This is a genomic window from Cereibacter sediminicola, assembly GCF_007668225.1.
Taxonomy (GTDB): Bacteria; Pseudomonadota; Alphaproteobacteria; order Rhodobacterales; family Rhodobacteraceae; genus Cereibacter_A; species Cereibacter_A azotoformans.
Genome location: NZ_VDEK01000003.1, coordinates 148,932 through 175,867, shown reverse-complemented (window position 1 = coordinate 175,867; position 26,936 = coordinate 148,932). Strand labels below are relative to the sequence as shown.

At 67.6% G+C, this 26,936-nt stretch carries 26 protein-coding genes; 20 read left to right on the top strand and 6 right to left on the bottom strand.

What is annotated here, in order from left to right; all coding sequences use genetic code 11:
* Window position 1: 1 nt before the first annotated feature.
* The 14 genes from nuoF (at window position 2) to FG154_RS03400 (ending at window position 15,198) form a co-directional block, all read left to right on the top strand.
* Window positions 2-1,297: an NADH-quinone oxidoreductase subunit NuoF gene (gene nuoF / locus FG154_RS03465; protein WP_145104388.1), complete on the top strand. Its 1,296-nt coding sequence runs from the start codon at window positions 2-4 to the stop codon at window positions 1,295-1,297.
* 77 nt (window positions 1,298-1,374) lie between these two features.
* Window positions 1,375-3,390: an NADH-quinone oxidoreductase subunit NuoG gene (nuoG, locus tag FG154_RS03460; protein ID WP_145104386.1), complete on the top strand. Its 2,016-nt coding sequence runs from the start codon at window positions 1,375-1,377 to the stop codon at window positions 3,388-3,390.
* A 3-nt stretch (window positions 3,391-3,393) separates the two neighbouring features.
* Complete coding sequence (locus FG154_RS03455; protein WP_145104384.1) at window positions 3,394-3,804, top strand: hypothetical protein; 411 nt, start codon at window positions 3,394-3,396, stop codon at window positions 3,802-3,804.
* A 27-nt stretch (window positions 3,805-3,831) separates the two neighbouring features.
* Window positions 3,832-4,869, top strand: coding sequence for an NADH-quinone oxidoreductase subunit NuoH (gene nuoH, locus FG154_RS03450; RefSeq protein ID WP_145104382.1), 1,038 nt, complete (start codon window positions 3,832-3,834; stop codon window positions 4,867-4,869).
* Between the two features lies 1 nt (window position 4,870).
* On the top strand, window positions 4,871-5,374 hold the full coding sequence (gene nuoI, locus FG154_RS03445) for an NADH-quinone oxidoreductase subunit NuoI (protein ID WP_145104380.1): 504 nt from the start codon (window positions 4,871-4,873) through the stop codon (window positions 5,372-5,374).
* On the top strand, window positions 5,371-5,781 hold the full coding sequence (locus FG154_RS03440) for a carboxymuconolactone decarboxylase family protein (RefSeq protein ID WP_145104378.1): 411 nt from the start codon (window positions 5,371-5,373) through the stop codon (window positions 5,779-5,781). Before nuoI ends, FG154_RS03440 begins: the two co-directional genes overlap by 4 nt.
* Window positions 5,778-6,392 carry an NADH-quinone oxidoreductase subunit J gene (locus tag FG154_RS03435; RefSeq protein WP_145104376.1) on the top strand — a complete coding sequence of 205 codons (615 nt, stop codon included), beginning with the start codon at window positions 5,778-5,780 and terminating at the stop codon, window positions 6,390-6,392. The genes FG154_RS03440 and FG154_RS03435 overlap by 4 nt, the downstream gene beginning before the upstream one ends.
* Before the next feature lie 160 nt (window positions 6,393-6,552).
* Window positions 6,553-6,858, top strand: coding sequence for an NADH-quinone oxidoreductase subunit NuoK (gene nuoK, locus FG154_RS03430; protein WP_002719678.1), 306 nt, complete (start codon window positions 6,553-6,555; stop codon window positions 6,856-6,858).
* Between the two features lie 5 nt (window positions 6,859-6,863).
* A complete protein-coding gene (gene nuoL / locus FG154_RS03425) occupies window positions 6,864-9,011 on the top strand; it encodes an NADH-quinone oxidoreductase subunit L (RefSeq protein WP_145104374.1) in 2,148 nt (715 codons plus the stop codon).
* Window positions 9,011-10,552 carry an NADH-quinone oxidoreductase subunit M gene (locus FG154_RS03420; protein WP_101340328.1) on the top strand — a complete coding sequence of 514 codons (1,542 nt, stop codon included), beginning with the start codon at window positions 9,011-9,013 and terminating at the stop codon, window positions 10,550-10,552. Before nuoL ends, FG154_RS03420 begins: the two co-directional genes overlap by 1 nt.
* A 10-nt stretch (window positions 10,553-10,562) precedes the next feature.
* On the top strand, window positions 10,563-11,999 hold the full coding sequence (nuoN, locus tag FG154_RS03415) for an NADH-quinone oxidoreductase subunit NuoN (RefSeq protein ID WP_145104372.1): 1,437 nt from the start codon (window positions 10,563-10,565) through the stop codon (window positions 11,997-11,999).
* The gene (locus FG154_RS03410) at window positions 11,989-12,744 is read left to right on the top strand and encodes a biotin--[acetyl-CoA-carboxylase] ligase (protein ID WP_145104369.1); all 756 of its coding nucleotides are present in this window, start codon (window positions 11,989-11,991) and stop codon (window positions 12,742-12,744) included. Before nuoN ends, FG154_RS03410 begins: the two co-directional genes overlap by 11 nt.
* A gap of 10 nt (window positions 12,745-12,754) precedes the next feature.
* The gene (locus FG154_RS03405) at window positions 12,755-13,528 is read left to right on the top strand and encodes a type III pantothenate kinase (RefSeq protein WP_145104367.1); all 774 of its coding nucleotides are present in this window, start codon (window positions 12,755-12,757) and stop codon (window positions 13,526-13,528) included.
* Entirely contained in the window at window positions 13,525-15,198 is a 1,674-nt protein-coding gene (locus tag FG154_RS03400) for a ribonuclease J (protein ID WP_145104365.1), read from the top strand. The genes FG154_RS03405 and FG154_RS03400 overlap by 4 nt, the downstream gene beginning before the upstream one ends.
* Window positions 15,199-15,287: 89 nt before the next feature.
* Here FG154_RS03400 and FG154_RS03395 read toward each other — a convergent pair whose 3' ends face one another.
* The 3 genes from FG154_RS03395 to FG154_RS03385 form a co-directional block, all read right to left on the bottom strand.
* The gene (locus FG154_RS03395) at window positions 15,288-15,452 is read right to left on the bottom strand and encodes a hypothetical protein (protein ID WP_085996573.1); all 165 of its coding nucleotides are present in this window, start codon (window positions 15,450-15,452) and stop codon (window positions 15,288-15,290) included.
* Window positions 15,453-15,553: 101 nt separating this feature from the next.
* Window positions 15,554-17,086 (bottom strand): DEAD/DEAH box helicase, encoded by a 1,533-nt coding sequence (locus tag FG154_RS03390; protein WP_186312278.1) that lies wholly within the window; start codon window positions 17,084-17,086, stop codon window positions 15,554-15,556.
* A gap of 243 nt (window positions 17,087-17,329) precedes the next feature.
* Window positions 17,330-18,934, bottom strand: a complete 1,605-nt coding sequence (locus FG154_RS03385) for a peptide chain release factor 3 (RefSeq protein WP_145104361.1) — start codon at window positions 18,932-18,934, stop codon at window positions 17,330-17,332.
* A gap of 141 nt (window positions 18,935-19,075) precedes the next feature.
* On the opposite strand from FG154_RS03385, the gene FG154_RS03380 reads away from it, so the two are divergent.
* From FG154_RS03380 to FG154_RS03355, 6 genes are all read left to right on the top strand, one after another.
* Window positions 19,076-19,855, top strand: coding sequence for an SDR family oxidoreductase (locus tag FG154_RS03380; RefSeq protein ID WP_145104521.1), 780 nt, complete (start codon window positions 19,076-19,078; stop codon window positions 19,853-19,855).
* 58 nt (window positions 19,856-19,913) lie between these two features.
* Window positions 19,914-21,029 (top strand): ABC transporter ATP-binding protein, encoded by a 1,116-nt coding sequence (locus tag FG154_RS03375; protein WP_186312277.1) that lies wholly within the window; start codon window positions 19,914-19,916, stop codon window positions 21,027-21,029.
* Between the two features lie 226 nt (window positions 21,030-21,255).
* Window positions 21,256-21,468 (top strand): twin-arginine translocase TatA/TatE family subunit, encoded by a 213-nt coding sequence (tatA, locus tag FG154_RS03370; RefSeq protein WP_011908995.1) that lies wholly within the window; start codon window positions 21,256-21,258, stop codon window positions 21,466-21,468.
* A 10-nt stretch (window positions 21,469-21,478) separates the two neighbouring features.
* On the top strand, window positions 21,479-21,916 hold the full coding sequence (gene tatB, locus FG154_RS03365) for a Sec-independent protein translocase protein TatB (RefSeq protein WP_145104357.1): 438 nt from the start codon (window positions 21,479-21,481) through the stop codon (window positions 21,914-21,916).
* Window positions 21,913-22,776, top strand: coding sequence for a twin-arginine translocase subunit TatC (gene tatC, locus FG154_RS03360; RefSeq protein WP_145104355.1), 864 nt, complete (start codon window positions 21,913-21,915; stop codon window positions 22,774-22,776). Before tatB ends, tatC begins: the two co-directional genes overlap by 4 nt.
* The gene (locus FG154_RS03355; RefSeq protein WP_145104353.1) at window positions 22,773-23,609 is read left to right on the top strand and encodes an ATP-binding protein; all 837 of its coding nucleotides are present in this window, start codon (window positions 22,773-22,775) and stop codon (window positions 23,607-23,609) included. The genes tatC and FG154_RS03355 overlap by 4 nt, the downstream gene beginning before the upstream one ends.
* Before the next feature lie 97 nt (window positions 23,610-23,706).
* Here FG154_RS03355 and FG154_RS03350 read toward each other — a convergent pair whose 3' ends face one another.
* The 3 genes from FG154_RS03350 to surE all read right to left on the bottom strand — a co-directional run bounded on the left by FG154_RS03350 (window position 23,707) and on the right by surE (window position 26,499).
* Window positions 23,707-24,930 (bottom strand): M23 family metallopeptidase, encoded by a 1,224-nt coding sequence (locus tag FG154_RS03350; protein ID WP_145104351.1) that lies wholly within the window; start codon window positions 24,928-24,930, stop codon window positions 23,707-23,709.
* A 127-nt stretch (window positions 24,931-25,057) separates the two neighbouring features.
* Window positions 25,058-25,717: a protein-L-isoaspartate(D-aspartate) O-methyltransferase gene (locus tag FG154_RS03345; RefSeq protein ID WP_145104349.1), complete on the bottom strand. Its 660-nt coding sequence runs from the start codon at window positions 25,715-25,717 to the stop codon at window positions 25,058-25,060.
* The gene (gene surE / locus FG154_RS03340) at window positions 25,714-26,499 is read right to left on the bottom strand and encodes a 5'/3'-nucleotidase SurE (RefSeq protein ID WP_145104347.1); all 786 of its coding nucleotides are present in this window, start codon (window positions 26,497-26,499) and stop codon (window positions 25,714-25,716) included. Before surE ends, FG154_RS03345 begins: the two co-directional genes overlap by 4 nt.
* Between the last annotated feature and the right edge of the window lie 437 nt (window positions 26,500-26,936).

The window sequence follows — 26,936 nt, the reverse complement described above, 5'->3', positions numbered from 1 at the left end:
GATGCTGAAGGACCAGGACCGGATCTTCACCAACCTCTACGGGATGGGCGACCGCAGCCTGAAGGGCGCGATGGCGCGGGGCCAGTGGGACGGAACGGCCGACCTGCTCGCGCTCGGCCGCGACCGGATCATCGACATCGTGAAGACCTCCGGCCTGCGCGGCCGGGGCGGGGCGGGCTTCCCGACGGGCCTCAAATGGTCCTTCATGCCCAAGCAGTCGGACGGCCGGCCCTCCTATCTCGTCATCAACGCCGACGAATCCGAGCCCGCGACCTGCAAGGACCGCGAGATCATGCGGCACGACCCCCACACGCTGATCGAGGGCGCGCTGCTCTCGGGCTTTGCGATGGGGGCGGTTGCGGCCTACATCTACATCCGCGGCGAATACATCCGCGAGAAGGAGGCCCTGCAGGCCGCCATCGACGAGGCCTATGACGCGGGCCTGATCGGCCGTAACGCCTGCAAGTCGGGCTACGACTTCGACATCTACCTGCACCACGGCGCCGGCGCCTACATCTGCGGCGAGGAAACCGCGCTGCTGGAAAGCCTCGAGGGCAAGAAGGGAATGCCGCGGATGAAGCCGCCGTTCCCGGCCGGGTCCGGTCTCTACGGCTGCCCGACCACGGTGAACAACGTGGAATCCATCGCGGTGATCCCGGCCATCCTGCGCCGGGGCGGCGAGTGGTTCGCGGGCTTTGGCCGGCCGAACAACGCGGGCGTGAAGCTCTTTGCCATGTCGGGGCACGTCAACACGCCCTGCGTCATCGAGGAGAGCATGTCGATCTCGATGAAGGAACTCATCGAGAAGCATGGCGGCGGGGTGCGCGGCGGCTGGAAGAACCTCAAGGCGGTGATCCCCGGCGGCGCCTCCTGCCCGATCATCCCGGCCGAGCAATGCGAAGACGCGGTGATGGACTACGACGGGATGCGCGAGCTGAAATCCAGCTTCGGCACCGCCTGCATGATCGTGATGGACCAGCAGACCGACGTCATCAAGGCGGTCTGGCGGCTGGCGAAGTTCTTCAAGCACGAAAGCTGCGGCCAGTGCACCCCCTGCCGCGAGGGCACGGGCTGGATGATGCGGGTCATGGACCGCCTCGTGCGCGGCGAGGCCGAGGTTGAAGAAATCGACATGCTGCTCTCGGTGACGAAGCAGGTCGAGGGCCACACGATCTGCGCGCTCGGCGATGCGGCGGCCTGGCCGATCCAGGGCCTGATCCGGCACTACCGGGAAGAGATCGAGGACCGGATCAAGGCGAAGAAGACCGGGCGCATGGGCGCCATGGCGGCGGAATGACCGAGCCGCGGGCCCAGCGGGCCCGCGCGTGACGGAACGGAACTTGGGCGGCGGGGGCCGCACGGCGGAGTAGGCGGATGAGCAACCTCAAGAAGATCATCATCGACGGTATCGAGGTCGAGGTGGACGGCGCCATGACGCTTCTGCAGGCGGCCGAGGAAATCGGGATCGAGATCCCGCGCTTCTGCTACCACGAGCGGCTGTCGATCGCCGGCAACTGCCGCATGTGCCTTGTCGAGGTCGTGGGCGGCCCGCCGAAGCCCACCGCCTCCTGCGCGATGCAGGTGCGCGACCTGCGCCCCGGCCCGAACGGCGAGCCGCCGGTGGTCAAGACCAACTCGCCCATGGTCAAGAAGGCCCGCGAGGGGGTGATGGAGTTCCTGCTCATCAACCACCCGCTCGACTGCCCGATCTGCGACCAGGGCGGCGAGTGCGACCTGCAGGACCAGGCGATGGCCTATGGCGTCGATTTCAGCCGCTACCGCGAGCCGAAGCGCGCCTCCGAGAACCTGAACCTCGGGCCGCTGGTGGCGACGCAGATGACGCGCTGCATCTCCTGCACCCGCTGCGTGCGCTTCACGACCGAGGTCGCCGGCATCAGCCAGATGGGCCAGACGGGCCGCGGCGAAGACAGCGAGATCACCAGCTATCTCAACCAGACGCTCGATACCAACCTTCAGGGCAACATCATCGACCTCTGCCCGGTCGGCGCGCTGACCTCGAAGCCCTATGCCTTCACGGCGCGGCCGTGGGAACTGGGCAAGACCGAGTCGATCGACGTGATGGACGCGCTGGGATCGAACATCCGCGTGGACACCAAGGGCCGCGAGGTCATGCGCATCCTGCCGCGCAACCACGACGGCGTGAACGAGGAATGGATCAGCGACAAGACCCGCTTCGTCTGGGACGGGCTGCGCCGCCAGCGTCTGGATGTTCCCTACGTCCGCGAGAACGGCAAGCTGCGGAAAGCCTCGTGGGCCGAGGCGCTGCAGACCGCCGCCGCCGCGATGAAGGGCCGGAAGGTCGCGGGCCTCGTGGGCGATCTGGTCCCGGTCGAGGCCGCCTTCTCGCTGAAGACGCTGGTCGAAGGGCTGGGGGGCCGCGTCGAGTGCCGGACGGACGGCGCGCGGCTGCCCGCGGGCAACCGTTCGGCCTATGTGGGCAATGCGGCGATCGAGGAGATCGACACCGCGAAGCGCATCCTGCTGATCGGCGCCGACCCGCGCAACGAGGCGCCGGTGCTGAACGCGCGCATCCGCAAGGCGTGGCTTCTGGGGGCCGAGGTCGGGCTGATCGGCCGCGCCGTGGATCTGACCTATGACTATGCCCATCTCGGCACCGACCGGGCGGCGCTGGTGAAGCTGGCGGACGAGCCTGTGGCGGAAGAGAAGCGCGGCGGCCTCGTGATCGTGGGGCAGGGCGCGCTGACCGAGGCCGATGGCGAGGCGGTTCTGGCGCAGGCGATGAAGCTGGCCGAGGCGACGGGCGCGAAGCTTCTGGTGCTGCACACCGCCGCCGCGCGTGTGGGCGCGATGGATGTGGGCTGCGTGACCGAGGGCGGGCTTCCGGCCGCCATCGAGGGGGCCGAGGTGATCTTCAACCTCGGCGCCGACGAAGTCGAGATCGGAGCAGGCCCCATCGTGATCTATCAGGGCAGCCACGGTGACCGCGGCGCGCACCGCGCCGACGTGATCCTGCCGGCCGCCGCCTACACCGAGGAGAACGGCCTCTTCGTCAACACCGAGGGTCGTCCGCAGCTCGCCTTCCGCGCGGGCTTCCCGCCGGGCGAGGCCAAGGAGAACTGGGCGATCCTGCGCGCGCTGTCGTCCGAACTGGGCCAGACGCTTCCGTGGGACACGATGGCCGCCCTGCGCCGCAAGCTGGTCGAGGCCGTGCCGCATCTGGGCCGCGTCGATCAGGTGGCCGCGAACGAGTGGCAGCCGCTGCCGCTGCGCGAACCGGGCACGGCGGACTTCCGTCTTGCGGTGCGGGACTTCTACCTGACCAACCCGATCGCGCGCGCCTCGGCGCTGATGGGCGAGCTTTCGGCTCTGGCCGCGCGGCGCGGCCAGCCGTCGCTCGCCGCGGAGTAGGGCGTGCGGCCGGCCGTCCTCTTTCCGGTCGGGCTCGCTCTGGCGGGCCTCGCCTCGTGCGGTCCGCCGGCCGCACCCGAGGCCGCGCTGCCGGACGAGGAGTTCACGCCCGTCTACAAGGGCATCGAGACGCGGCTGCTCGACGATGATCTCGTCGAGTTCCTCGTCGAGATGGAGGGAGCGCGGGGCATCCCCGATGTCGAGGATTACGCCCGCTGCGCCGCTGCCCAATACACGCTCATCCGCGGTTACGGCTTTGCCCGGCATCTGCGAACAAATGTCGCGGAGAGGGGTGGCATTTGGCGGGGTGATGCGATTTACACCATTTCGGCCGCGCTGCCCCGCGGCGTGCAGACGATCGACGCCGAGGTGACGGTGCGCGATTGCCGGGAACAGGGAATACCGACGATATGACGATCGGCATGAGGGATGCGAGGCGCCATGGGTGAGTTCATGAATTCGGGGATGGGCATCATCCTCACGATCGCGGCGCAGGGGCTTCTGGTCATCGGCTTCGTGATGATCTCGCTCCTGTTCCTCGTCTATGGCGACCGCAAGATCTGGGCGGCGGTGCAGATGCGGCGCGGCCCGAACGTGGTCGGCGCCTTCGGCCTGCTGCAGACGGTGGCCGACGCCGCCAAATACGTCTTCAAGGAGGTCGTGGTTCCCGCGGGCGTGGACCGGCCGGTCTTCTTCCTTGCGCCGCTTCTGTCCTTCGTGCTGGCGGTGCTGGCCTGGGCCGTGATCCCCTTCAGCCCCGGCTGGGTGCTGTCGGACATCAACGTGGCGATCCTGTTCGTCTTCGCCGTCTCCTCGCTCGAGGTCTATGGCGTGATCATGGGCGGCTGGGCCTCGAACTCGAAATATCCGTTCCTCGGCTCGCTGCGTTCGGCGGCGCAGATGATCTCGTACGAGGTGTCGCTGGGGCTGATCATCATCGGGATCATCATCTCGACGGGCTCGATGAACCTGACCCACATCGTCGAGGCGCAGGCGGGCTCGTTCGGGATCTTCAACTGGTACTGGCTGCCGCACCTGCCGATGGTGGCGCTGTTCTTCATCTCGGCGCTGGCCGAGACCAACCGCCCGCCCTTCGACCTGCCCGAAGCGGAATCCGAACTCGTTGCCGGCTTCCAGGTCGAATACAGCTCGACCCCGTTCCTGCTGTTCATGGCCGGTGAATATATCGCCATCTTCCTGATGTGCGCGCTGATGAGCCTTCTGTTCTTCGGCGGCTGGCTCTCGCCCATTCCGGGGCTGCCCGACGGCGCGCTCTGGATGGTGCTGAAGATGGGCTTCTTCTTCTTCCTGTTCGCGATGGTGAAGGCCATCGTGCCGCGCTACCGCTACGACCAGCTCATGCGGATCGGCTGGAAGGTGTTCCTGCCCTTCAGCCTCGCCTGGGTGGTTCTGGTGGCGTTCCTTGCGAAATTCGAAGTGTTCGGCGGCTTCTGGGCCCGCTGGGCGATGGGGGGCTGACATGGCCAGGACAGGCGCAATCGACTACGGCCGGGCGGTCAAATACTTCCTGCTGCTCGATTTCATCAAGGGCTTCGGCCTTGGCATGAAGTATTTCTTCGCGCCCAAGCACACGCTGAACTACCCGCACGAGAAGGGGCCGCTGTCGCCCCGCTTCCGGGGCGAGCACGCGCTGCGCCGCTATCCCAACGGCGAGGAACGCTGCATCGCCTGCAAGCTCTGCGAGGCGGTCTGCCCGGCTCAGGCCATCACCATCGACGCCGAACCGCGCGAGGACGGCAGCCGCCGCACCACGCGCTACGACATCGACATGACGAAATGCATCTACTGCGGCTTCTGCCAGGAAGCCTGCCCGGTGGATGCGATCGTGGAGGGGCCGAACTTCGAATTCTCGACCGAAACGCGCGAGGAGCTGTTCTACACCAAGGAAAAGCTCCTCGAGAACGGCGCGCGGTGGGAAGCCGAGATCGCCCGCAACCTCGAACTGGATGCGCCCTACCGATGAACGACGAGCTGGCGAAGATGTTCAAGGCGATGATCGAGCAGGGCCACGAGATGGCCCGCTCGTTCAATCCTGCCCTTGAGCATTTCCAGGTGAAGGAGTTCGAGAAGCTCATCCCCACCATGTCGAAGGACGTGATGGAGATGTGGTTCGGCAAGACCTTCAACCGCGAGGGGCTGGACGCCAAGACCCGCCTCCTCGTGACGATCGCCGCCCTGACCGTTCTCGGCGCCCATGCCGAGCCCCAGATCCGGCTCACGATCCGCCATGCGCTGGCGGCCGGGGCCACCAAGCGCGAGATCGCCGAGGTGATCTGGCAGATGAGCCTATTCGGCGGGGTGCCCGCCATGCAGAAGGCGCTGGACGTGGCCCAGAGCGTCTTTGCCGAGTTCGAGGAGACAGACGAATGAGTGTCGCCGATCTGGCCTTCTACTGTTTTGCCGTGCCCGCGGTCTTCGCCGCGCTCATGGTCGTGACGCAGCGCAACATGGTTCATGCGGTGCTGTGGCTGATCCTCGTGTTCCTCAGCTCGGCCGGGATGTTCGTGCTGCTCGGCGCCGAGTTCGTGGCCATGCTGCTCGTGATCGTCTATGTCGGCGCGGTGGCGGTGCTGTTCCTGTTCGTCGTGATGATGCTCGACGTCGATTTCGAGGCGCTCAAGTCCGAGATGGCGCGCTACATGCCGGTGGCGGCGCTGATCGGGATCGTGATCCTGCTTCAGCTCTCGATGGGGATCGGCGCATGGGTGCAGGCCGAGGGCGCGCCGGGGCTGCGCCAGGCGCCGACGCCCGACCCGAACCAGATCGAGAACAGCCGCGCGCTCGGCCTGCTGATCTATGACAAGTATCTCTACCTCTTCCAGGCGGCCGGGCTGATCCTGCTCGTGGCGATGGTGGGGGCGATCCTGCTCACGCTGCGCGAGCGGCGCGACGTCAAGCGCCAGAACGTGCTGGCGCAGATGTGGCGCGATCCCGCCAAGGCGATGGAACTGAAGGACGTGAAGCCGGGGCAGGGCCTCTGAGGCCAGACCGGGACGGGCTCTTCGGAGCCTGACGGACAGACCGTGGTGCGGACCCCTCGTCGGGTCCGCGTGCGGAAGATCCGGGGGCCGGGGTCTGCGCTTGCGCGCGGGCCGGCCGCCGGCACAAGGGAAAGACGGGCGGTGAGCCGGAGGGACGAGAATGGTGGGACTTGAGCATTATCTGACGGTATCGGCCGCGCTGCTGGTGATCGGGATCTTCGGCATCTTCCTCAACCGGAAGAACGTGATCGTGATCCTGATGTCCATCGAGCTGATGCTGCTCGCGGTGAACATCAACCTCGTGGCCTTCTCGAGCTTCCTCGGGGATCTCACGGGGCAGGTGTTCACGCTCTTCGTGCTGACCGTGGCCGCGGCCGAGGCCGCGATCGGGCTTGCGATCCTCGTCACCTTCTTCCGTAACCGCGGCACCATCGACGTCGAAGACGTCAACGTGATGAAGGGCTGAGGCACATGGCAACGATCATCCTTCTGGCGCCGCTCCTCGGCGCGCTGATCTGCGGCTTCGGCTGGCGTCTCATCGGCGAGCGGGCGGGGCAGATCATCGCCACCGCGCTGGTGTTCCTCGCGGCGCTGCTCTCGTGGATCATCTTCCTCGGCTTCGACGGCGAGATGTATCAGGTCGTCCTGCTGCGCTGGATCGAGAGCGGCTCGCTTTCGACCGAATGGGCGATCCGCATCGACCGGCTGACCGCGATCATGCTGGTGGTGGTGAACACCGTCTCGGCGCTCGTGCACCTGTATTCGTTCGGCTACATGGCGCATGACGACAACTGGAACCATCACGAGCATTACAAGGCGCGGTTCTTCGCCTATCTCTCGTTCTTCACCTTCGCGATGCTGACGCTGGTGACCTCGGACAACCTCGTGCAGCTCTTCTTCGGCTGGGAGGGCGTAGGCGTCGCCTCGTATCTGCTGATCGGCTTCTACTACCGGAAACCGTCCGCCAATGCGGCCGCGATCAAGGCCTTCGTGGTGAACCGCGTGGGTGACTTCGGCCTTGCCCTTGGCATCATGGCCCTGTTCTTCCTGGTGGATTCGATCCGTTTCGACGATGTCTTCGACGCGGTGCCGCAGCTTGCGCAGACCAACGTCACCTTCCTGTGGACCGAGTGGAACGCCGCGAACCTGATCGGCGTGCTGCTGTTCATCGGCGCGATGGGGAAATCGGCCCAGCTCGGCCTGCACACCTGGCTGCCCGACGCAATGGAGGGCCCGACGCCCGTGTCGGCGCTGATCCACGCCGCCACCATGGTGACCGCGGGCGTCTTCCTCGTCTGCCGCATGTCGCCGCTCTATGAGTTCGCGCCCGATGCCCAGACCATGATCGTCGTGGTGGGCGCCACCACCGCCTTCTTCGCGGCGACCGTGGGCCTCGTGCAGAACGACATCAAGCGGGTGATCGCCTATTCGACCTGCTCGCAGCTCGGCTACATGTTCGTGGCGGCGGGCGTGGGCGTCTATTCGGCGGCGATGTTCCACCTCTTCACCCACGCCTTCTTCAAGGCGATGCTGTTCCTCGGCGCGGGCTCGGTCATCCACGCCATGCACCACGAGCAGGACATGCGGAACTATGGCGGCCTGCGCCACAAGATCCCGCTGACCTTCTGGGCGATGATGATCGGCACCTTCGCCATCACCGGCGTCGGCATCCCGCTCACCCATATCGGTTTCGCCGGGTTCCTCAGCAAGGACGCGATCATCGAGAGCGCCTTCGTGGGCTCCTCCTATGCCTTCTGGCTGCTGGTCGTGGCCGCCTGCTTCACCAGCTTCTATTCCTGGCGGCTGATCTTCCTGACCTTCTTCGGCACGCCGCGCGGCGATCACCATGCCTATGACCATGCGCATGAAAGCCCGAAGACCATGCTGATCCCGCTGGGTGTCCTGGCGCTTGGCGCGGTGTTCTCGGGGATGATCTGGTACAACTCGTTCTTCGGCGACCACAACCGCGTGGCCACCTGGTTCGGCATCCCGCACCACGCGGCCTCCTCGGAAGAGGGCGAGTCGCACGCCGAGGCCGCGGCCGAGCACGGAGCGGGGACCCAGGCCGCCGACGAGGCGCTGCCCGAGGCCGGCAACCTGGCCGGTGCCGGCGAGGCGCCGAGCGCGGCCGAGACCGAGGCCCATGCCGAAGTGGCGGCGCTTGGCCCGATCGGCGCGATCTACATGGGCCCAGAGAACCATGTCATGGACGAGGCGCACCACGCCCCGGTCTGGGTCAAGGTCTCGCCCTTCGTCGCAATGCTGATCGGCTTTGCCTTTGCCTGGCTCTTCTACATCGCCAAGCCGTCGCTGCCGGGGGCTCTCGCGCAGAACCAGCGTCCGCTCTACCTGTTCCTGCTGAACAAGTGGTATTTCGACGAGCTGTATGACGTGATCTTCGTCCGTCCGGCCCGGTTCCTCGGCCGCTTCCTCTGGAAGCGGGGCGACGGGGCGGTGATCGACGGCGCGATCAACGGGCTTGCGCTGGGGATCATCCCGGCGCTGACCCGGCTCGCCGGCCGCGTGCAGTCCGGCTACATCTTCCACTATGCCTTCGCCATGTTCCTCGGCATCGCGATCCTCATTACCTGGATGACGCTCACGGGGGGCGCGCACTGATGGAAAACCTGCTGTCGATCATCACCTTCATCCCGCTGGTCGCGGCGCTGATCATGGCGCTGTTCCTGCGGGGCGAGGACGCGGCCGCGCAGCGGAACGCCAAGTGGCTGGCGTTGCTGGCCACCTCGGCGACCTTCCTCGTGTCGCTCTTCCTGCTGGCGGGCTTCGACCCCGACAACACCGGCTTCCAGTTCGTCGAGACCTACGACTGGATCGCGGGCCTGAAGTACAAGATGGGCGTGGACGGCATCTCGATCCTGTTCGTGATGCTGACCACGTTCCTCATGCCGCTGACCATCGCCTCGGCCTGGGAGGTCGAGAACCGGGTCAAGGAATACATGATCGCCTTCCTGGTGCTCGAGACGCTTATGATCGGCGTCTTCTGCGCCCTTGACCTCGTGCTCTTCTACCTGTTCTTCGAGGCGGGCCTCATTCCGATGTTCCTCATCATCGGGATCTGGGGCGGCAAGGAGCGGATCTACGCGGCCTTCAAGTTCTTCCTCTACACGTTCCTCGGCTCGGTCCTGATGCTGATCGCGATGATCGCGATGTATTTCGACGCGGGCACGACCGACATTCCGACGCTGATGGCGCATGAATTCTCGTCGGGGACGCTGTCGATCGCGGGCTTCCAGATCGTGGGCGGGTTGCAGACGCTGCTGTTCCTGGCCTTCTTCGCGAGCTTCGCCGTGAAGATGCCGATGTGGCCGGTGCACACCTGGCTGCCGGACGCGCACGTGCAGGCGCCGACGGCGGGTTCGGTCGTGCTGGCGGCGATCCTGCTGAAGATGGGCGGCTATGGCTTCCTGCGCTTCTCGCTGCCGATGTTCCCGGTGGGGTCGGACCTGCTGTCGCCGCTGGTGCTGTGGCTGTCGGCGATCGCCATCGTCTACACCTCGCTGGTGGCGCTGGCGCAGTCGGACATGAAGAAGCTGATCGCTTATTCGTCGGTCGCGCACATGGGCTATGTGACCATGGGGATCTTCGCCGCGAACCAGCAGGGCGTGGACGGAGCGATCTTCCAGATGCTGTCGCACGGCTTCATCTCGGGCGCGCTGTTCCTCTGCGTCGGCGTGATCTACGACCGGATGCACACGCGCGAGATCGACGCCTACGGCGGCCTCGTGAACCGGATGCCGGCCTATGCGCTGATCTTCATGTTCTTCACCATGGCCAACGTGGGGCTTCCCGGCACCAGCGGGTTCGTGGGTGAGTTCCTGACCCTCGTCGGCATCTTCCAGGTCAACACCTGGGTGGCGATGGTGGCTACGACCGGCGTGATCCTCTCGGCGGCCTACGGCCTCTGGCTCTACCGCCGCGTGGTCTTCGGCGAACTGGTCCGGGAAGCGCTGCGCACCATCCGCGACATGGACCGGCGCGAGAAGGCGATCTTCGCCCCGCTCGTAGCCATGACGCTGCTGCTCGGCGTCTATCCGAGCCTTGTGACCGACATCATCGGGCCCTCGGTGGCCCGCCTGACGAGCGACTACCAGTCCGCGGCTGCCCTGTTCGAGGCGGGCTCGCGGCTGGCCATGGAATGAGGGACGAACGATGACCTCCGCTGACTTCTCGACCGTCCTTCCCGAAGTGGTGCTCGCCACCGCCGCCATGATCGGCCTGATGGCCGGGGTCTATGGGGGCAAGGACCGGACGACCCCCGTGATGACCTGGGCCATCTCGGGCCTGATGCTGCTCCTGGCGGTCTGGATCGGCTTTGGCGGTTCGGGCGCGCGCCTGGCCTTTGGCGGCATGTTCATCGAGGATCCGTTCTCGCGCTTTGCCAAGGTCACGATCCTCGTTTCGGCGGCGGCGGTTCTGCTGCTGGGGCAGGACTACATGCAGCGACGCGACCTCGGCCGGTTCGAGTTCCCGATCCTTGTCGCGCTCTCGGTCACCGGCATGATGATGATGGTCTCTGCCGGAGACCTGATCGCGCTCTACATGGGGCTCGAGCTGCAGAGCCTTGCCCTTTATGTCGTGGCCTCGCTGCGGCGCGACTCGGTGAAATCGACGGAGGCCGGCATGAAGTATTTCGTGCTGGGCGCCCTGTCGTCGGGCCTGCTGCTCTACGGCGCGTCGCTCGTCTATGGCTATGCCGGCACGACGCTCTTCTCGGGCATCATGCTGACGCTGAACGAGGGGGTGCCGCTGGGCCTGCTGTTCGGGCTGGTCTTCATGCTGTCGGGCCTCGCCTTCAAGGTCTCGGCCGCGCCCTTCCACATGTGGACGCCGGACGTCTATGAGGGCTCGCCGACGCCGGTCACCGCCTTCTTCTCGACCGCGCCCAAGGTGGCGGCGATCGCCCTGATCGCGCGGACGGTGCATGACGCCTTCGGCGGCATCCCGATGGACTGGCGGCAGGTGCTGGCGGCGCTGGCGGTGGCCTCGATGTTCCTCGGCTCGATCGCGGCCATCGGGCAGCGCGACATCAAGCGGCTGATGGCCTATTCCTCGATCGGCCACATGGGCTATGCGCTCGTCGGGCTTGCGGCCGGGACGGCGGCGGGCGTGCAGGCGATGCTGCTTTACATGGCGATCTATGTCACCATGAACATCGGCACCTTCGCCTTCATCCTGTCGATGGAGAAGGACGGCCGCCCGGTCACCAGCATCGACAGCCTGAACATGTTCGCCAGGCGCGAGCCGCTGAAGGCGCTGGCGGTGCTGATCCTGATGTTCAGCCTGGCCGGGGTGCCGCCCTTCATCGGCTTCTTCGCCAAGTTCTACGTCCTGAAGGCGGCGGTGAGCGCGGGGATGGCCTGGCTTGCGATCCTCACGGTTCTGGCTGCGGTGATCGGCGCCTACTACTACATGCGCATCGTCTATTACATGTATTTCGGCAAGGAGACCGATCCGGTCGAAAGCCGGATGGACGGGGTGCAATGGTCCATGCTGATGGGTGCGGCCGCGATCAACGTGCTGGGCGTGATCAACATGTTCGGCCTTGAACCCCTTGCTGCGGTGGCGGCCGAGACGCTTGTTCGCTGATCCCTGGCCGGAGGGTGTGGCGCGCCATGCCCTCGAGACGGTTGACAGCACCAACGCGATGGCCGCCCGCCTCGCGCCCAGCCTGAGTGGGCCGGCCTGGATCCAGGCCGGCGAGCAGACGGCGGGGCGGGGGCGGCGGGGGCGTCCCTGGACCTCGCCGCGCGGCAATTTCTACGCGACCTACCTCATGCACCCGACCGAGGCGCCCGAGGTGGTGGCGCTGCGCTCCTTCGTGGCGGCGCTGGCGCTGCGCGATGCCTGCGTCGCGCTGACCGGCCTGCCGGAGGCCTTCGCGCTGAAATGGCCGAACGACGTGCTGCTGAACGGCGGCAAGCTGGCCGGCATCCTGCTGGAAAGCATCGGGCAGGGCGGGCGCGTCCAGCATCTGGCCATCGGCATCGGCGTGAACCTGATTGGCGCCCCTGCGGTGGCCGAGGTCGAGCCGGGCGCGGTGCCGCCCGTCAGCCTTCTGGCCGAGACCGGCCTGCGCGTCGATCCGGCGGCCTTCCTCGACCGTCTCGCCCCCGCCTATGCCCGGCGCGAGGAAAGCTTTGCCCGCTACGGCTTTGCCCCCACGCGCGAGGCCTGGCTGACCCATGCCGCGCGCCTGGGTGAGCCCATCCGGGCACGCACCGGCCACGACCTGCGCGAAGGCATCTTCGAGACGGTGGACGCTTCCGGCGCTTTGGTGTTGAAGACACGCGACGGCCGCGTGGCGATCCCGGCGGCCGAGGTGTTTTTCTGAAGGTGACGGCATGCTTCTGGCGATCGACTGCGGCAACACGAACACGGTCTTCTCGATCTGGGACGGCACGCAGTTCCTGGCCACCTGGCGCATCGCCACCGACCACAAGCGCACCGCCGACGAATACCACGTCTGGCTTTCGACGCTTCTCAGCCTGACGCGGATCGAGGCGCGGATCACCGAGGCGGTGATCTCCTCGACCGCGCCGCGGGTGGTCTTCAACCTGCGCGTCCTCTGCAACCGCTATTACGACTGCCGCCCGCTGGTGGTGGGCAAGCCGGAATGCCGGCTGCCGGTCGCGCCGCGCGTCGATCAGGGCACCACGGTCGGGCCGGACCGGCTGGTGAACACGGTCGCGGGCTACCACCTGCACGGCGGCAACCTGATCGTGGTGGATTTCGGCACCGCCACCACCTTCGACGTGGTGGACGCCGACGGCGCCTATATCGGCGGCGTGATCGCGCCCGGCGTCAACCTCAGCCTCGAGGCGCTGCACATGGCGGCCGCAGCCCTGCCGCATGTCGATGTGACCAAGCCCTCGCATGCCATCGGCACGAATACGGTGGCCTGCATCCAGTCGGGGGTGTATTGGGGCTATATCGGCCTTGTCGAGGGCATCGTTCGCCAGATCCGGCTCGAGCGGCACGCCCCGATGAAGGTCATCGCCACAGGGGGCCTGGCACCCTTATTCGACCAGGGATTCGATCTGTTCGACAAGGTGGAGGACGATCTGACCATGCAGGGTCTCGTCCTGATCCACCAATACAACAAGGATCTGGAATGAGTGCGAACCGGCTGATCTATCTGCCGCTCGGCGGAGCGGGCGAGATCGGAATGAACTGCTATGTCTATGGCTATGGCCCCGAGGGACGCGAGCGGCTGATCGTCGTCGATCTGGGCGTGACCTTCCCCGACATGGAGACGACGCCGGGCGTCGATCTCATCATGCCCGACATCTCCTGGCTGGAAGAGCGTCAGGACCGGATCGAGGCCATCTTCATCACCCACGCGCACGAGGACCATATCGGCGCGCTCGGCCATCTCTGGCCGCGACTCAAGGCGCCGGTCAACGCGCGCCGTTTCACTGGCACCATCGGCCGGCTCAAGTTCGAGGAACATGGGCTGCCGGCTGACCGGATCAACATCGTGGGCGCGCGCCCCGAGGTGGTCGAGGCCGGGCCCTTCGAGGTGCAGTTTGTGCCGGTCTCGCACTCGATCCCCGAAAGCTCGGCGCTGGTGATCGACACGCCCGCGGGCCGCATCGTCCATTCCGGCGATTTCAAGCTCGACCGCTCGCCGGTGGTGGGCGAGCCCTGGGCCGACGAGACCTTCCGGGCCATCGCGGCGGAACGCCCGGTCAAGGCGCTGATGTGCGACTCGACCAACGTCTTCTCGCTGCATCCCGGCCGGTCCGAGGCGACGCTGGCCGATCCGCTGCGGGCGCTGATCGCGGGTGCGCGTGGCATGGTGGTGGCGACGACCTTCGCCTCGAACGTGGCGCGGCTCAAGACGCTGGCCGAGGCCGCGGCGGCGTCCAATCGCTCGATCTGCCTTCTCGGGCGCGCCATGCGGCGCATGGTGCAGGCGGCGCAGGAAAGCGGCGTGCTGTCCGGCTTTCCGCAGGTGGTGAGCCCCGAGGAAGCGGCCGAGATCCCGCGGCAGAACCTGATGCTGATCGTGACCGGCAGCCAGGGCGAGCGGCGCGCGGCCTCGGCCCAGCTCGCGCGCGGGAAGTATCTGGGGCTCGAGATGAAGGAGGGCGACCTCTTCCTCTTCTCCTCCAAGACCATCCCCGGCAACGAGCGCGGCGTGCTGCGTGTCGTCAACGCCTTCTCGGAGATGGGCGTCGATGTGATGGATGATGCGGGCGGGCTCTACCATGTCTCGGGCCACGCGAACCGGCCGGATCTCGAGCAGGTGCATACGCTCCTCTGGCCGGAGGTGCTCGTGCCGATGCACGGCGAGCACCGCCACCTGCGCGAACATTCCCGCATCGCGGCGGCCAAGGGGATCACGTCGGACGTGATCACCAACGGGATGCTGACCGATCTGACGCGCGGGCTGCAGGTGGCGGAATATATCGACACCGGCCGGACCTACCTCGACGGCAACGTGCTGATCGGCGCGCGCGACGGGGTGGTGCGCGACCGGATCCGAATGGCGCTGAACGGCCATGTGCTGACGACGGTGATCCTCGACGAGCAGGACGAGCCGCTGGGCGAGGCCTGGGTGGAGCTCATGGGCCTGCCCGAGCGGGGCCGGACCGGCAAGGCGCTGTCCGAGACGATGGAGGAGGAACTCTCCGACTATCTCGGCCGGGCGGGTGCCAAGGTCATGCGCGACGACGACAAGCTCGACGAGGCGATCCGGCGGATCGTCCGGCAGGTCTCGATGGAAGAGATCGGCAAGAAGCCCGAGGTGACTGTGGTGGTCAGCCGCCTGATGGAGGGCTGAGGCGGCGAGGGGAGCTCTGGCTGCCCCTCATCGTCCGATGGTCCGGGCGCACGCTTGAACTGCCCCCGGACCGCCGACCGGCCTGAGGGTCAATCCACCAGCGTTCCGGCCGCACCACCGACGAGGGCGCCGGGCGGGCCGGCGACGACCGCGCCTCCCAGTGCGCCCGTGGCGGCACGTTCGGTGTCGTTGCTGCCGCAGGCGGCAAGGGCGAGCAGGCCCGCCAGCGGCAGGGCGATGGAGAGGCGGTTCATGGCAGCACCTTTCATTGCGTGAGGATGCCCCTCAACGCTCAGGTCGCCAATTCGTTTCCATGAAGGCAAGGCAGCGCCGGAAGGGCGCTGCCAGAGCGGGCTCAGGCCTCGCCCTGTCCGGCGAGAACCTCTTCGGCGCTGTCCGCGGCCGGCTCTTCCTCGTCCAGCGCCGTGAGGCTCGGGATGCGGAAGCTGCGCAGCAGGAAGTCCGGCACATGGTCGCCCATGCCGACCACGCGCTCGTCGCGGCGGTCGCGGTCACGGTCCCGACGCCCGCGATCCTCGCGGCGGTCGTCCCGCCTGGGAGCACGCTCCTCGCGCACCGGCACCTCGGGCACCTCCTCGGCAACGACGGGCTCGACGGCCTCCGCGCGCGGCTCCTCGCGGCGGTCCCGCTCGCGGTCGCGGCCGCGGCGGCTGCGACCGGGCCGCTCGCCACGCGAACTTTCCCGCTCGGGCCGGTCGGGACGGTCCTCGAGGCTGAAGCCCTCGGGCAACGCGCCGCGCGGGATCGTCTGCTTGACGAGGCTCTCGATGGCGACAAGATGCTTGTCGTCCGACGGCACCGCGATGCTGAAGGCCTTGCCCTTGCGGCCCGCGCGTCCCGTCCGCCCGATGCGGTGGACGTAATCCTCGGGATGGGTCGGCAGGTCGAAGTTGAAGACATGGCTCACGGCCGGGATGTCGAGCCCTCGCGCCGCCACGTCGGAGGCCACCAGCAGGTGCAGCGTCCCGTCGCGGAAGCCGTCGAGCGTCTTCATCCGTTGCGACTGGTCAAGGTCGCCGTGGATCGGCGCCGCGTTGAAGCCGTGCTGCTTCAGCGACTTGGCCACCACATCCACGTCCATCTTGCGGTTGCAGAAGATGATCGCGTTGGTGCAGGCCTCGCCCTCGGCGCGGATCAGCGCGCGCAGGACGGCCCGCTTGTCGGCAAAGCTGCGCTCTTTCCGGGAAGGGGTGATCTGGATCAGCTTCTGCTCGATCGTCTCGGAGGTGGTGGCCTGCCGCGCCACCTCGATCTTCACCGCGCCGGTGAGGAAGGTGTTGGTGATCCGCTCGATCTCGGGCGCCATGGTGGCCGAGTAGAAGAGCGTCTGGCGCGTGAAGGGGGTCAGCGAGAAGATGCGCTCGATGTCCGGAATGAAGCCCATGTCGAGCATCCGGTCGGCCTCGTCCACCACCATGATCTGCACGCCGGTCAGGAGCAGCTTGCCGCGCTCGAAATGGTCCAGCAGGCGGCCGGGGGTGGCGATCAGAACGTCCACGCCGCGGTCGATCAGCTTGTCCTGCTCGGTGAAGGAGACGCCGCCGATCAGCAGCGCCTTCGAGAGCTTGGAATGTTTCGCGTAGATGTCGAAATTCTCGGCCACCTGCGCGGCCAGTTCGCGGGTCGGGCAGAGCACGAGGCTGCGCGGCATCCGCGCGCGGGCGCGACCCTTGCCGAGGATGGTGATCATCGGCAGCGTGAAGCTGGCGGTCTTGCCAGTGCCGGTCTGGGCGATGCCCAGCACATCCTTGCCTTCCAGCGCATGCGGGATGGCCTGCGCCTGGATGGGGGTGGGCGTTTCGTAGCCGGCTTCCTGCACGGCCTTCAGCACGCGGGGGTCCAGCGCGAGGTCGGAGAACTTGGTCATTAGCATCCTGTCAATGCGGTATCGGACCGCATGGTAGTCAAGGGGACGCTGATGGTCCGGGCGTCCCGGCGTCTTTCGGCCCTCATGGCCTGCGGGCGCCTTAGCCCAAATTGGCCCTAGGGTCAAGGTTCGGGCTGCGTTTGCCGCCTCGCAGCCGTACTGTGTCCCTTTGGGGCCGCGGTTACCCAGCCCGGGCGCCCTGGAAGAGCAGGGGCCAAGGGTCGCACCTTGGCACGTCCTGCCTCAGACCATCATCTCCTTGGTCGCGGTCAGCCTGACCTCGGGGTGGTCGCGGCTGACGCGGTCGATGTCCCACTGCAGGCGGGTGAGATAGACAAGATCGCCGTCGCTGTCATGGGCGATATGGCCCTTGTTGACGTTGACGAAGGCCTCGACCGCGGCTTTCGGCCCCGTGACCCAGCGCGCCGAGGTGAATTGCGAGCCTTCGAAGCGGACGGGAAGCGAATATTCCAGCTCGATCCGGCTCGCCAGCACGTCGAACTGCAGCGCGCCGACGACGCCGACGATGAAGCCCGATCCGATCATCGGCTTGAAGACCTTGGCCGCGCCTTCCTCGGCAAACTGCATCAGCGCCTTTTCGAGATGCTTGGCCTTCATCGGATCGCCCGCGCGCACGCCCTGCAGAAGCTCGGGCGCGAAGGAGGGGATGCCGGTGAAGCGCAGGCTTTCGCCCTCGGTCAGCGCGTCGCCGATGCGCAGCTGGCCGTGGTTCGGGATGCCGATGATGTCGCCGGCCCAGGCCTCCTCGGCCAGTTCGCGGTCGGCGGCAAGGAACAGCACCGGGTTCGTCACCGCCATCGGCTTCTTCGAGCGGACATGCAGCAGCTTCATCCCGCGCTCGAAATGCCCCGAGGCGAGGCGGACGAAGGCCACGCGATCGCGGTGCTTTGGGTCCATGTTGGCCTGCACCTTGAAGACGAAGCCGGTCACCGGCGCTTCCTCGGGGGCGATGCCGCGCTCGGCCGCCTTCTGCACCTGCGGCTCGGGGCCGAATTCGCCCATGCCGGTCATCAGCTCCTTCACCCCGAAGGAGTTGATGGCCGAGCCGAACCAGATCGGCGTCAGGTGGCCTTCAAGGAAGCTCTGCCGGTCGAAGCGGGGCATCAGCTCGGCCACCATCTCGAGATCCTCGCGCAGCTTGGCCAGCAGGTCCGCGGGGATGTGCTCGGCCAGCTTCGGGTCCGACAGGCCGTCGATCTTGATCGATTCCGCCACGCGGTTGCGGTCGGCGCGGTCCATCAGCTCCAGCCGGTCGTGCAGGATGTCGTAGCAGCCGAGGAACTCGCGCCCCATCCCGATCGGCCACGAGGCCGGCGTCACGTCGATGGCCAGGTTCTGCTGGATCTCGTCAATGATCTCGAACGTGTCGCGGCTTTCGCGGTCCATCTTGTTGCAGAAGGTCAGGATCGGCAGGTCGCGCAGGCGGCAGACCTCGAAGAGCTTGCGGGTCTGGCTTTCCACGCCCTTCGCGCCGTCGATCACCATGATCGCGGCATCGACGGCGGTCAGCGTGCGGTAGGTGTCCTCGGAGAAGTCCGAGTGGCCGGGGGTGTCCACCAGATTGAAGCGCCACGGACCGAAGTCGAAGCTCATGGCCGAGGCCGAGACCGAGATCCCGCGCTCCTTCTCCAGCGCCATGAAGTCCGAGCGCGTGCGCCGTGCCTCGCCCTTGGCGCGCACCTGTCCGGCCATCTGGATCGCGCCGCCGAACAGCAGGAACTTTTCGGTCAGCGTCGTCTTGCCGGCGTCCGGGTGCGAGATGATCGCAAAGGTCCGGCGGCGGGCAATTTCGGCAGGGAGGGCGGGGCGGTTCGACTGGTCCAGCATGGGGCGCGATATAGCCGGTGGCCCGCGGCTTGGGAAGCGCGTCCTGAGCCCCCGCTGTCGCATGCCGCCGCCCGTTCCGGGTTTCGCGGCCGGGCAAGGGCTGCTAAGCCGGGTGCGGAAAGATGAATGGGAGAGATGACAATGGATCTGGGCATTCGCGGCCGCCGCGCGCTGGTCTGCGCCTCGTCGAAGGGTCTGGGGCTGGGCTGTGCGCGGGCGCTGGCCGAAGCCGGGGTTGATCTGGTGATGAACGCCCGCGGGGCCGAGGCGCTCGAGGCGGCGGCCGAGGATCTGCGGGCCCGCCACGGCGTCTCGATCACCACCGTCGCCGCCGACATCGTCTCCGAAGAGGGGCGGGCGCGGGTGCTCGAGGCCGCCGGAGCGGTGGACATCCTCGTGACCAACGCCGGCGGGCCGCCGCCCGGCAACTGGGCCGACTGGACGCGCGACGACTTCATCCGCGCGCTCGACGCCAACATGCTGACGCCCATCGCGCTGATGACGGCGCTCTTGCCCGGCATGATCGACAAGGGCTGGGGACGGGTGGTCAACATCACCTCGCAGTCGGTGCGGGCGCCCATTCCGGCGCTCGGGCTGTCGAACTCGGCGCGGGCGGGGCTGACGGGCTATGTCGCGGGCACCTCGCGGCAGGTCGCGCAGCACGGCGTCTGCATCAACAACCTCCTGCCGGGGATCCACGACACGGACCGTGCCGAGGCGCTCGATCGCAACGTGATGAAGGCGCAGGGCATCAGCTTTGATGAGGCCCGGGCGCAGCGGGCGGCCGCGATCCCGACCCGGCGCTACGGGCAGGCCGAGGATTTCGGCGCGGCCTGCGCCTTCCTCTGCTCCGAGCAGGCGCGCTTCATCGTCGGCCAGAACCTGCTGGTGGACGGCGGCGGAACCAACCTGACGGTCTGAGGCGCAAGCGGCGGCAGGAGGGTTGAAACGGTCGCCGAAACCGGCCAGAACCTTCCCGATGGAAATGGTCGGACAGAGCGTGCGTCAACTCCCTCCCAGCCCCCCGCGCCTGAAGGTCGAGCATCTGACGCGCGCCTTCGGCGGCAGCCCCGTCGTTCAGGACGTGTCGCTCGAGGTGGCTGCGGGGCAGGTGGCCTGCCTCCTCGGCCCTTCGGGCTGCGGCAAGTCCACGACCCTGCGGATGATCGCCGGGGTCGAGCAGCCCGACAGCGGCCGCATCTGGTTCGACGGGCAGCCGGTCTCGGACGGCTCGCTGTTCCTGCCGCCCGAGGCGCGCTCGGTCGGCCTGATGTTTCAGGATTTCGCGCTCTTTCCGCACCTGACGGTCGCGCAGAACGTGGCCTTCGGCCTCCGCGGCGGCCGCGAGGAGAAGGACCGGCGCGTTGCCGAACTCCTCGAGAGGGTGAACCTCGCCGGATACGGGCGAAAGCACCCCCACCAGTTGTCAGGCGGCGAGCAGCAACGGGTGGCGCTGGCGCGCGCGCTGGCGCCAAGACCTAAGGTCATGCTGATGGACGAACCCTTTTCGGGGCTCGACAATCGGCTGCGCGACGGGATCCGCGACACCACGCTCGAGATCCTGAAGGAGGAGGGGGCGGCGGTCCTCCTCGTGACGCACGAGCCCGACGAGGCCCTGCGGATGGCCGATGAGATCCTGCTCATGCGGGCCGGGCGGATCGTGCAGCGCGGCTCGCCCTACAATGTCTACAACGCGCCGGTGGACCGGGCGGCGGCGGCCTTCTTCTCGGACATCAACGTGATCCAGGGAATCTCGCGCGGGGCGCTGACCGAGACGCCCTTCGGCGAGTTCCTGACGCCGGGACATGCCGACGGCGCCGAGGTCGAGATCATCATCCGGCCCCAGCATCTCAGGATCGACTTCGACCGCAACGGGCGCGGGCCGAACCCGACGCCCGCCGAGGGCACGGCCGCGCGAGGACGGGTGCTGCGGGCGCGTTTCCTCGGCCGCGAGAGCCTGGTCGAGTTCGTGATGGACAGCGACGGCTCGCGCCTCACGGCCTCGGTGCCGAACGTGTTCCTGCCCCGGCCCGGCACGCCGCTCTGGCTGATGATCCGGCGTGACCGCTGCTTCGTCTTCCCAGCCCGCCGCTGACGGACAGCCCGCCCGATCAGTGCGTTGTGCGGGATACTTCATGCGGTGAACGAAGCCGCGGGGCGGAACGGCGCCGCTTGCGGTGGCTCTGGCAACCTTGTGCGGGCGCAAGCACGGCTACAAAAAACGCGGAGCCGCAGCGAAAGGGTCTTTGATCCGCGGGCGCGAACCAATAAATGGGGGCAGTGACGAAGCGAGGCCGCATGTCGGCCGCAGGAGACGCGAGATGCTCAACAATATCGGTTTGCCCGGCCTGCTCCTCATCGCGGTGGTGGTGCTCGTGCTGTTCGGGCGCGGCAAGGTCAGCTCGCTCATGGGCGAAGTCGGCAAGGGGATCAATGCCTTCAAGAAAGGCGTCAAGGAAGAGACCGCCGAGATCGAGAACCGCCCCGAGACGACGCGTGACGTGACGCCCGCCTCCGAGCGCGACAAGGTCTGATCGGCGCCCGATGTTCGACATCGGCTGGAGCGAACTGCTCGTCATCGGCGTCGTGGCGCTGATCGTGGTGGGTCCCAAGGACCTTCCCGAAATGTTTCGCACGCTCGGGCGGATGATGGCCAAGGCCCGCAACATGGCGCGAGAGTTCCAGCGCGCGATGGAGGCGGCGGCGGACGAGACCGGCGTCAAGGATGTGGTGAAGGACGTCAAGAACGTGACCTCGCCGCGCAGCATGGGTCTCGACGCGATCAAGGACGCGGCCGAACGGTTCGAGAAGTGGGACCCGATGAAGCCGCAGGCGTCCGCGCCGAAGCCTCCGGCGCAGGCGGGGACGATCCCGGCGGCGCAGGCGCAGCAGGGGCCGGGGGCTGCGGCCGTGACGGCTCCGGCGGGCGCCGCACCCGCCTCGCAGGCGTCCGCGCCGGCCGATCGCAAGAGTGACGAATGAGCCGCGACACCAAAGACGACATCGACAGTTCCAGTGCTCCGCTGATCGAGCATCTGGCCGAGCTGAGAACCCGGATCCTGATCTCGCTGGGCGCCTTCCTGGTGGCGATGCTGGTCGCCTTCACGGTCTGGAATCCGATCTTCAACTTCCTCACCCATCCGATCTGCGATGCGCTGGCCACGCGCGGACAGGATTGCGGGCTGGTCCTGATCAAGCTGCAGGAGGGCTTCTTCGTCGCCATTCGCATCTCGGTGATGGGCGGCATCATGCTCTCCTTCCCGGTGATCGCCTGGCAGATGTGGCGGTTCGTGGCGCCGGGGCTCTACCGGAACGAGAAGGCCGCGTTCCTGCCGTTCCTGGTCGCCTCGCCGATCATGTTCGTGCTGGGGGGGCTCTTTGCCTTCTATGTGGTGCTGCCGATCGCCTTCGACTTCTTCCTCGGCTTCCAGCAGTTCATGACCGAACAGCCGGGCGTCGAGGGCGAGGAGGGCCGCCTGCCGCTGGCCGGCGTGGTGTTCCAGGGCTCGATGGAGCAGTATCTGGCGCTGACCTCGAACTTCATCCTGGCCTTCGGCCTCTGCTTCCAGCTGCCTGTCCTGCTGACGCTGATGGGCAAGGCGGGGCTCGTGACCTCGCGCGGGCTGGGCTCGATGCGCAAATATGCGGTCGTGCTGATCCTTGGGGTTGCGGCCCTGGTCACGCCGCCGGACATGATGTCCCAGATGATCCTGTTCGGCGCGGTCTACCCGCTCTACGAGATCTCGATCTTCCTGATCAAGCGGATGGAGCGCAAGCGCGAGGCCGAGCTGCGCGCGCAGGGCCTCTGGTTCGAGGATGAGGAAGAGGACGGCGCGGCATGACGGACCCGCTGGAACGGATCGCGGCGGCGCTCGAACGGATGAGCCCGCCGCCGATGCCGGCCCCCGATTTCGCCTCGGCCGACGCCTTCGCCTGGCACACCGCGCCGGACCGGCTCGACCCGGTCGAGCGGGTGGCGCGGGTGGATCTGTCGCTTCTGGTGGGGGTCAACCGGGCGCGCGACATCCTGTTTGCGAACACCGAGCATTTCGCCCGCGGCCTGCCGGCCAACAATGCGCTGCTCTGGGGCGCGCGGGGAATGGGAAAGTCGAGCCTCGTCAAGGCCATCCACGCCGCGGTGGTGGCGCAGGGCCTGCCGCTCAAGATCGTGGAACTCAGCCGCGAGGATCTGCCCTCGGTCCAGCGGCTGCTCAAGCATCTGCGGGCGGCGCCCTTCCGCTTCATCCTGTTCTGCGACGACCTGTCGTTCAGCCACGATGACCAGCATTACAAATCGCTCAAGGCGGTGCTGGACGGCGGGATCGAGGGGCGGCCCGAGAATGTGATCCTTTATGCGACCTCGAACCGCCGGCACCTCATGCCGCGCGACATGATCGAGAACGAGCGATCGACCGCCATCAGCCCCTCGGAAGCGGTGGAAGAGAAAGTGTCGCTCTCGGACCGTTTCGGGCTGTGGCTGGGTTTCCACCCGTGCTCGCAGGACGAGTATCTCGAGATGATCCGCGGCTATTGCGCGGCGCACGGCCTGTCCGTCGCCGAGCAGGAGTTGCGGGCCGAGGCGATCGAATGGCAGGCGACGCGCGGTTCGCGTTCGGGGCGGGTGGCCTGGCAGTTCTTCACCGATCTCGCCGCGCGCCACGGCGTCGCGCTCTAGGGCACCCGCGGGCTGAACGGGCCGAGGAAAGACAAAGCTGCCGCGGAACCTGAAGTTCCGCGGCAGCTTTGTCTTCCAAGGGACTGATCCGGCTCGACTATTGCAGGTAGGGCATCGGGTCCACGCTTTCAAAGCCCTTGCGGACCTCGAAATGGACGAAGGGTGGATCGGCAGCACGGACCACGGCGATCGGCTGGCCCCGCTTGACGGTTGCGCCCTTGGCCACCTTGATCCCGTCGATGTTGGCATAGACCGTGAGCAGATTGTCCGGGTGCCGGATGACGAGGATCGGCACCTGATCGGTGTCCTGCGTGATGGCGGCGACCGTCCCGTCGGCCGCGGCGGCGACGGGGCTGCCGACGGCGGCCGAGATGTCGATGCCGTCGTTCTTCTTCTTCACATAGCCGCGGATGATCTTGCCCTGCACCGGGAATCCGAGCCTCGAAGCCGAGGCCGACGTCCGCTGCGCGCCGAGGTCGGGCGAGGCGGGCTGGTTGGCAGGCTTCGAGGCCGGGGTGGTCGACTCGGCCGGCAGCGGCTTGGCGGCCGAGGGCGGTGTGGGCGTGGGCGAACCGACCCCCGGCACCGTGACGGGCGTCACGTTCGGCGCAGGCGCAGGCGCAGGCGGGGCCGCCGCGGCTGTCGGGATGATGAGATACTGGCCCTCCCGCACCCCCAGATCGGCGCCGAGACCGTTCCAGTCCGCCAGCGCCTTGGCCGAGACATTGTAGCTGCGCGCGATGGAATAGGCGGTCTCGCCGCGCACGACGCGATGGCGCACGGGCTCGTCCGCCGTGCGCGGAGCCGCCGCAACAGGGGCGGCTGCCGGGGCCGGCGCCGCGGCCGGCGCGGGCGTGCCGCTTCCGGCGCGGTCGAGGGCCGTGGTGGCGATGGCCGTCACATCGACGCTCGAGGGGCCTGCCGTGGCCACGGGCGTGGCCATCACCGGCGCAGGCGCCATGGCCGGGGCGGCCGCAACGCGCTGCGGCAGGGCCACGACCTCGCCGGCCCGAAGCGGGTTCTGCGGGGCCAGCGCGTTGTAGCCGGCCACCTGCACGGGATCGAGCCCGAGGCGCCCCGCCAGCGACGCCACCGTATCGCCTTGCCGCGCCACGGCGACCTGATAGTTCGGATAGGAGATCACGCCCCGATCGTCGGGGCGTGGCCGCGGCGCCGTGGCCGCGCGGGCGGCCTCGGACGTGCTGAGCGCGCCGGGGCGACTGCGGAGGTCCCAGTCAAGCTCGGAGGTGTTGCAGGCGGCAAGGATCGTCAGCGTCGCCGTCATGCAGAGGGCACGCGCGAGCGGGGGTCGGTGGAACATGCTCTGCCTCTCGTCTTGCAGTCCGGGTTGGTCCCGGAGCTTGTCATGCCTCCGGGTTGGTTCCCGGAGCCGTCTCGGACGCCGCAGGCGCCGGTGATGCGCTCCGGGCAGCGGGCCGGAGCGCCCGTCAGTCGGTCCCGATCCCTTCGATCAGCGGCACGAAGCGCACCGGGCGAAGTTCCTCGTAGTCGTAGCCCTGCTCGAGCCGCGTCACCTTGATCAGGTTCTGCACGGCGTCGGTCTGCCCGACCGGGACCACCATGATACCGCCGATCTTGAGCTGTGCCAACAGGGGCCCCGGCGGATCCTCGGCGGCGGCGGTGACGAGGATGCGGTCGAACGGCGCCTGTTCCGGCAGGCCGAAACTGCCGTCGGCGGCCAGGGCGGTGATGTTGGTCAGCCCCAGCCGATGGAACAGCTCGGTCGCTTCGCGCACGAGACGCCGGTGGCGATCGACCGTATAGACGCGGCGCGCCAGCTGGCTGAGGATCGCGGCCTGGTAGCCCGAGCCGGTTCCGATCTCGAGCACCTTGTCGCGCGGATTGATCGCGAGCGCCTGGCTCATCAGGCCCACGACCGAGGGCTGGCTGATGGTCTGGCCGCAGGCGATGGGAAGCGGCATGTCCTCGTAGGCGCGGTCGGCGAAGATGCCCCGGACGAAGGCCCCGCGGTCGATCCGCTCCATCGCGGCGAGCACGCGGGCGTCGGTGACGCCGCGCGAGCGGACGGCGAACAGGAACCGCATCTTGCGCTCTGCCGGATCCTCCTCGTCCGGGCCCCCGTTCATCCGATCAGCGCCTCCAGCTCCGCAAGCCGGTCGTGCGCGGTGAGGTCCGCACGCATCGGGGTGATCGAGATGTAGCCGTCGAGGTTCACGGCGGCGTCGGTGCCGGGCAGGGTGGGGCTGTGCTGAGCGCCGCCCCGGATCCAGAGGAAGCGGCGTCCCGAGGGGGACATGTGCGGCTCCACCCCGAAGGAGGTGTCGCGCCGGAAGCCCTGCGCCGCGACCCGCTGGCCACGCACGCCGGCCGCAGACTTGGGCGGGAAATTCACGTTATAGAACAGGCGATAGTCGCCGTCGTCCCAGAGCCCCTTGTCCAGCAGCAGCCGCACGATCCGCGCGCCATGGGTGCGGGCGCATTCGAACGGATCGGCCAGACCCTCGGTCTCGGGCCCGAGGAACTGCGACAGGGCGATGGCGGGCAGGCCCTGCAGCGCGGCCTCGAGCGCGCCGCCGACCGTGCCGGAATAAAGGACATTCTCGGCCGAGTTGTTGCCACGGTTCACGCCGGACAGCACGAGGTCGGGGCGCGCGCCCTGCAACACGTCATAGAGCGCGGCGAGCACGCAGTCGGCCGGGCTGCCCTCTGCCGCATAGCGGCGCGGCGCCAGCCTGGCGATCATCATCGGATGGGTGTAGCTGATCGCGTGCGAGACGCCCGACTGCTCGAAGGCGGGGGCAACCGTCCAGACCTCGCCTTCGGGCCCGGCGAGGTCCAGCGCGATCCCCTCCAGCACCTCGAGGCCCGGAGCATTGATGCCGTCGTCGTTGGTGATCAGGATGCGCATTGGGTTCTCTCTTTGCCGATCATCTGCTTAGACGAGCGGTGCGCGAGCGTAAAGCCGTGCGCGACGGCCATGTCGGGGGCTGTGTCCTCGTGGCCCGCAAGATTGTCGGGAACCCCGGACGGCGTGCGGTGTTGAGCGCACTCTGCCCCGACCGGACCCCCGTGTCCGGCGGGTGGATCCATGCCCAAACCTTGATCGTCAGCCGGGGTAGCCGACTTGCTGCAGCGCGGGAAGAAACTGAATGCAACCGCAGAAGCGGGGATCCGCCTGTGCGGTCTCCCGGTGCTTGATCTTTCGCGCGAGTCCGCGGATGCGGCGCGAAGGCGGGCCGTGGCGGTGCGGCCCAGCGTCGCGTGCGGCGCGTTTCCTCTACCGAAGGCTGTTCCCAATACTTCCTTCGGTTGCGGTGGCTTATGGGGTTTCGATGGTGATGATGC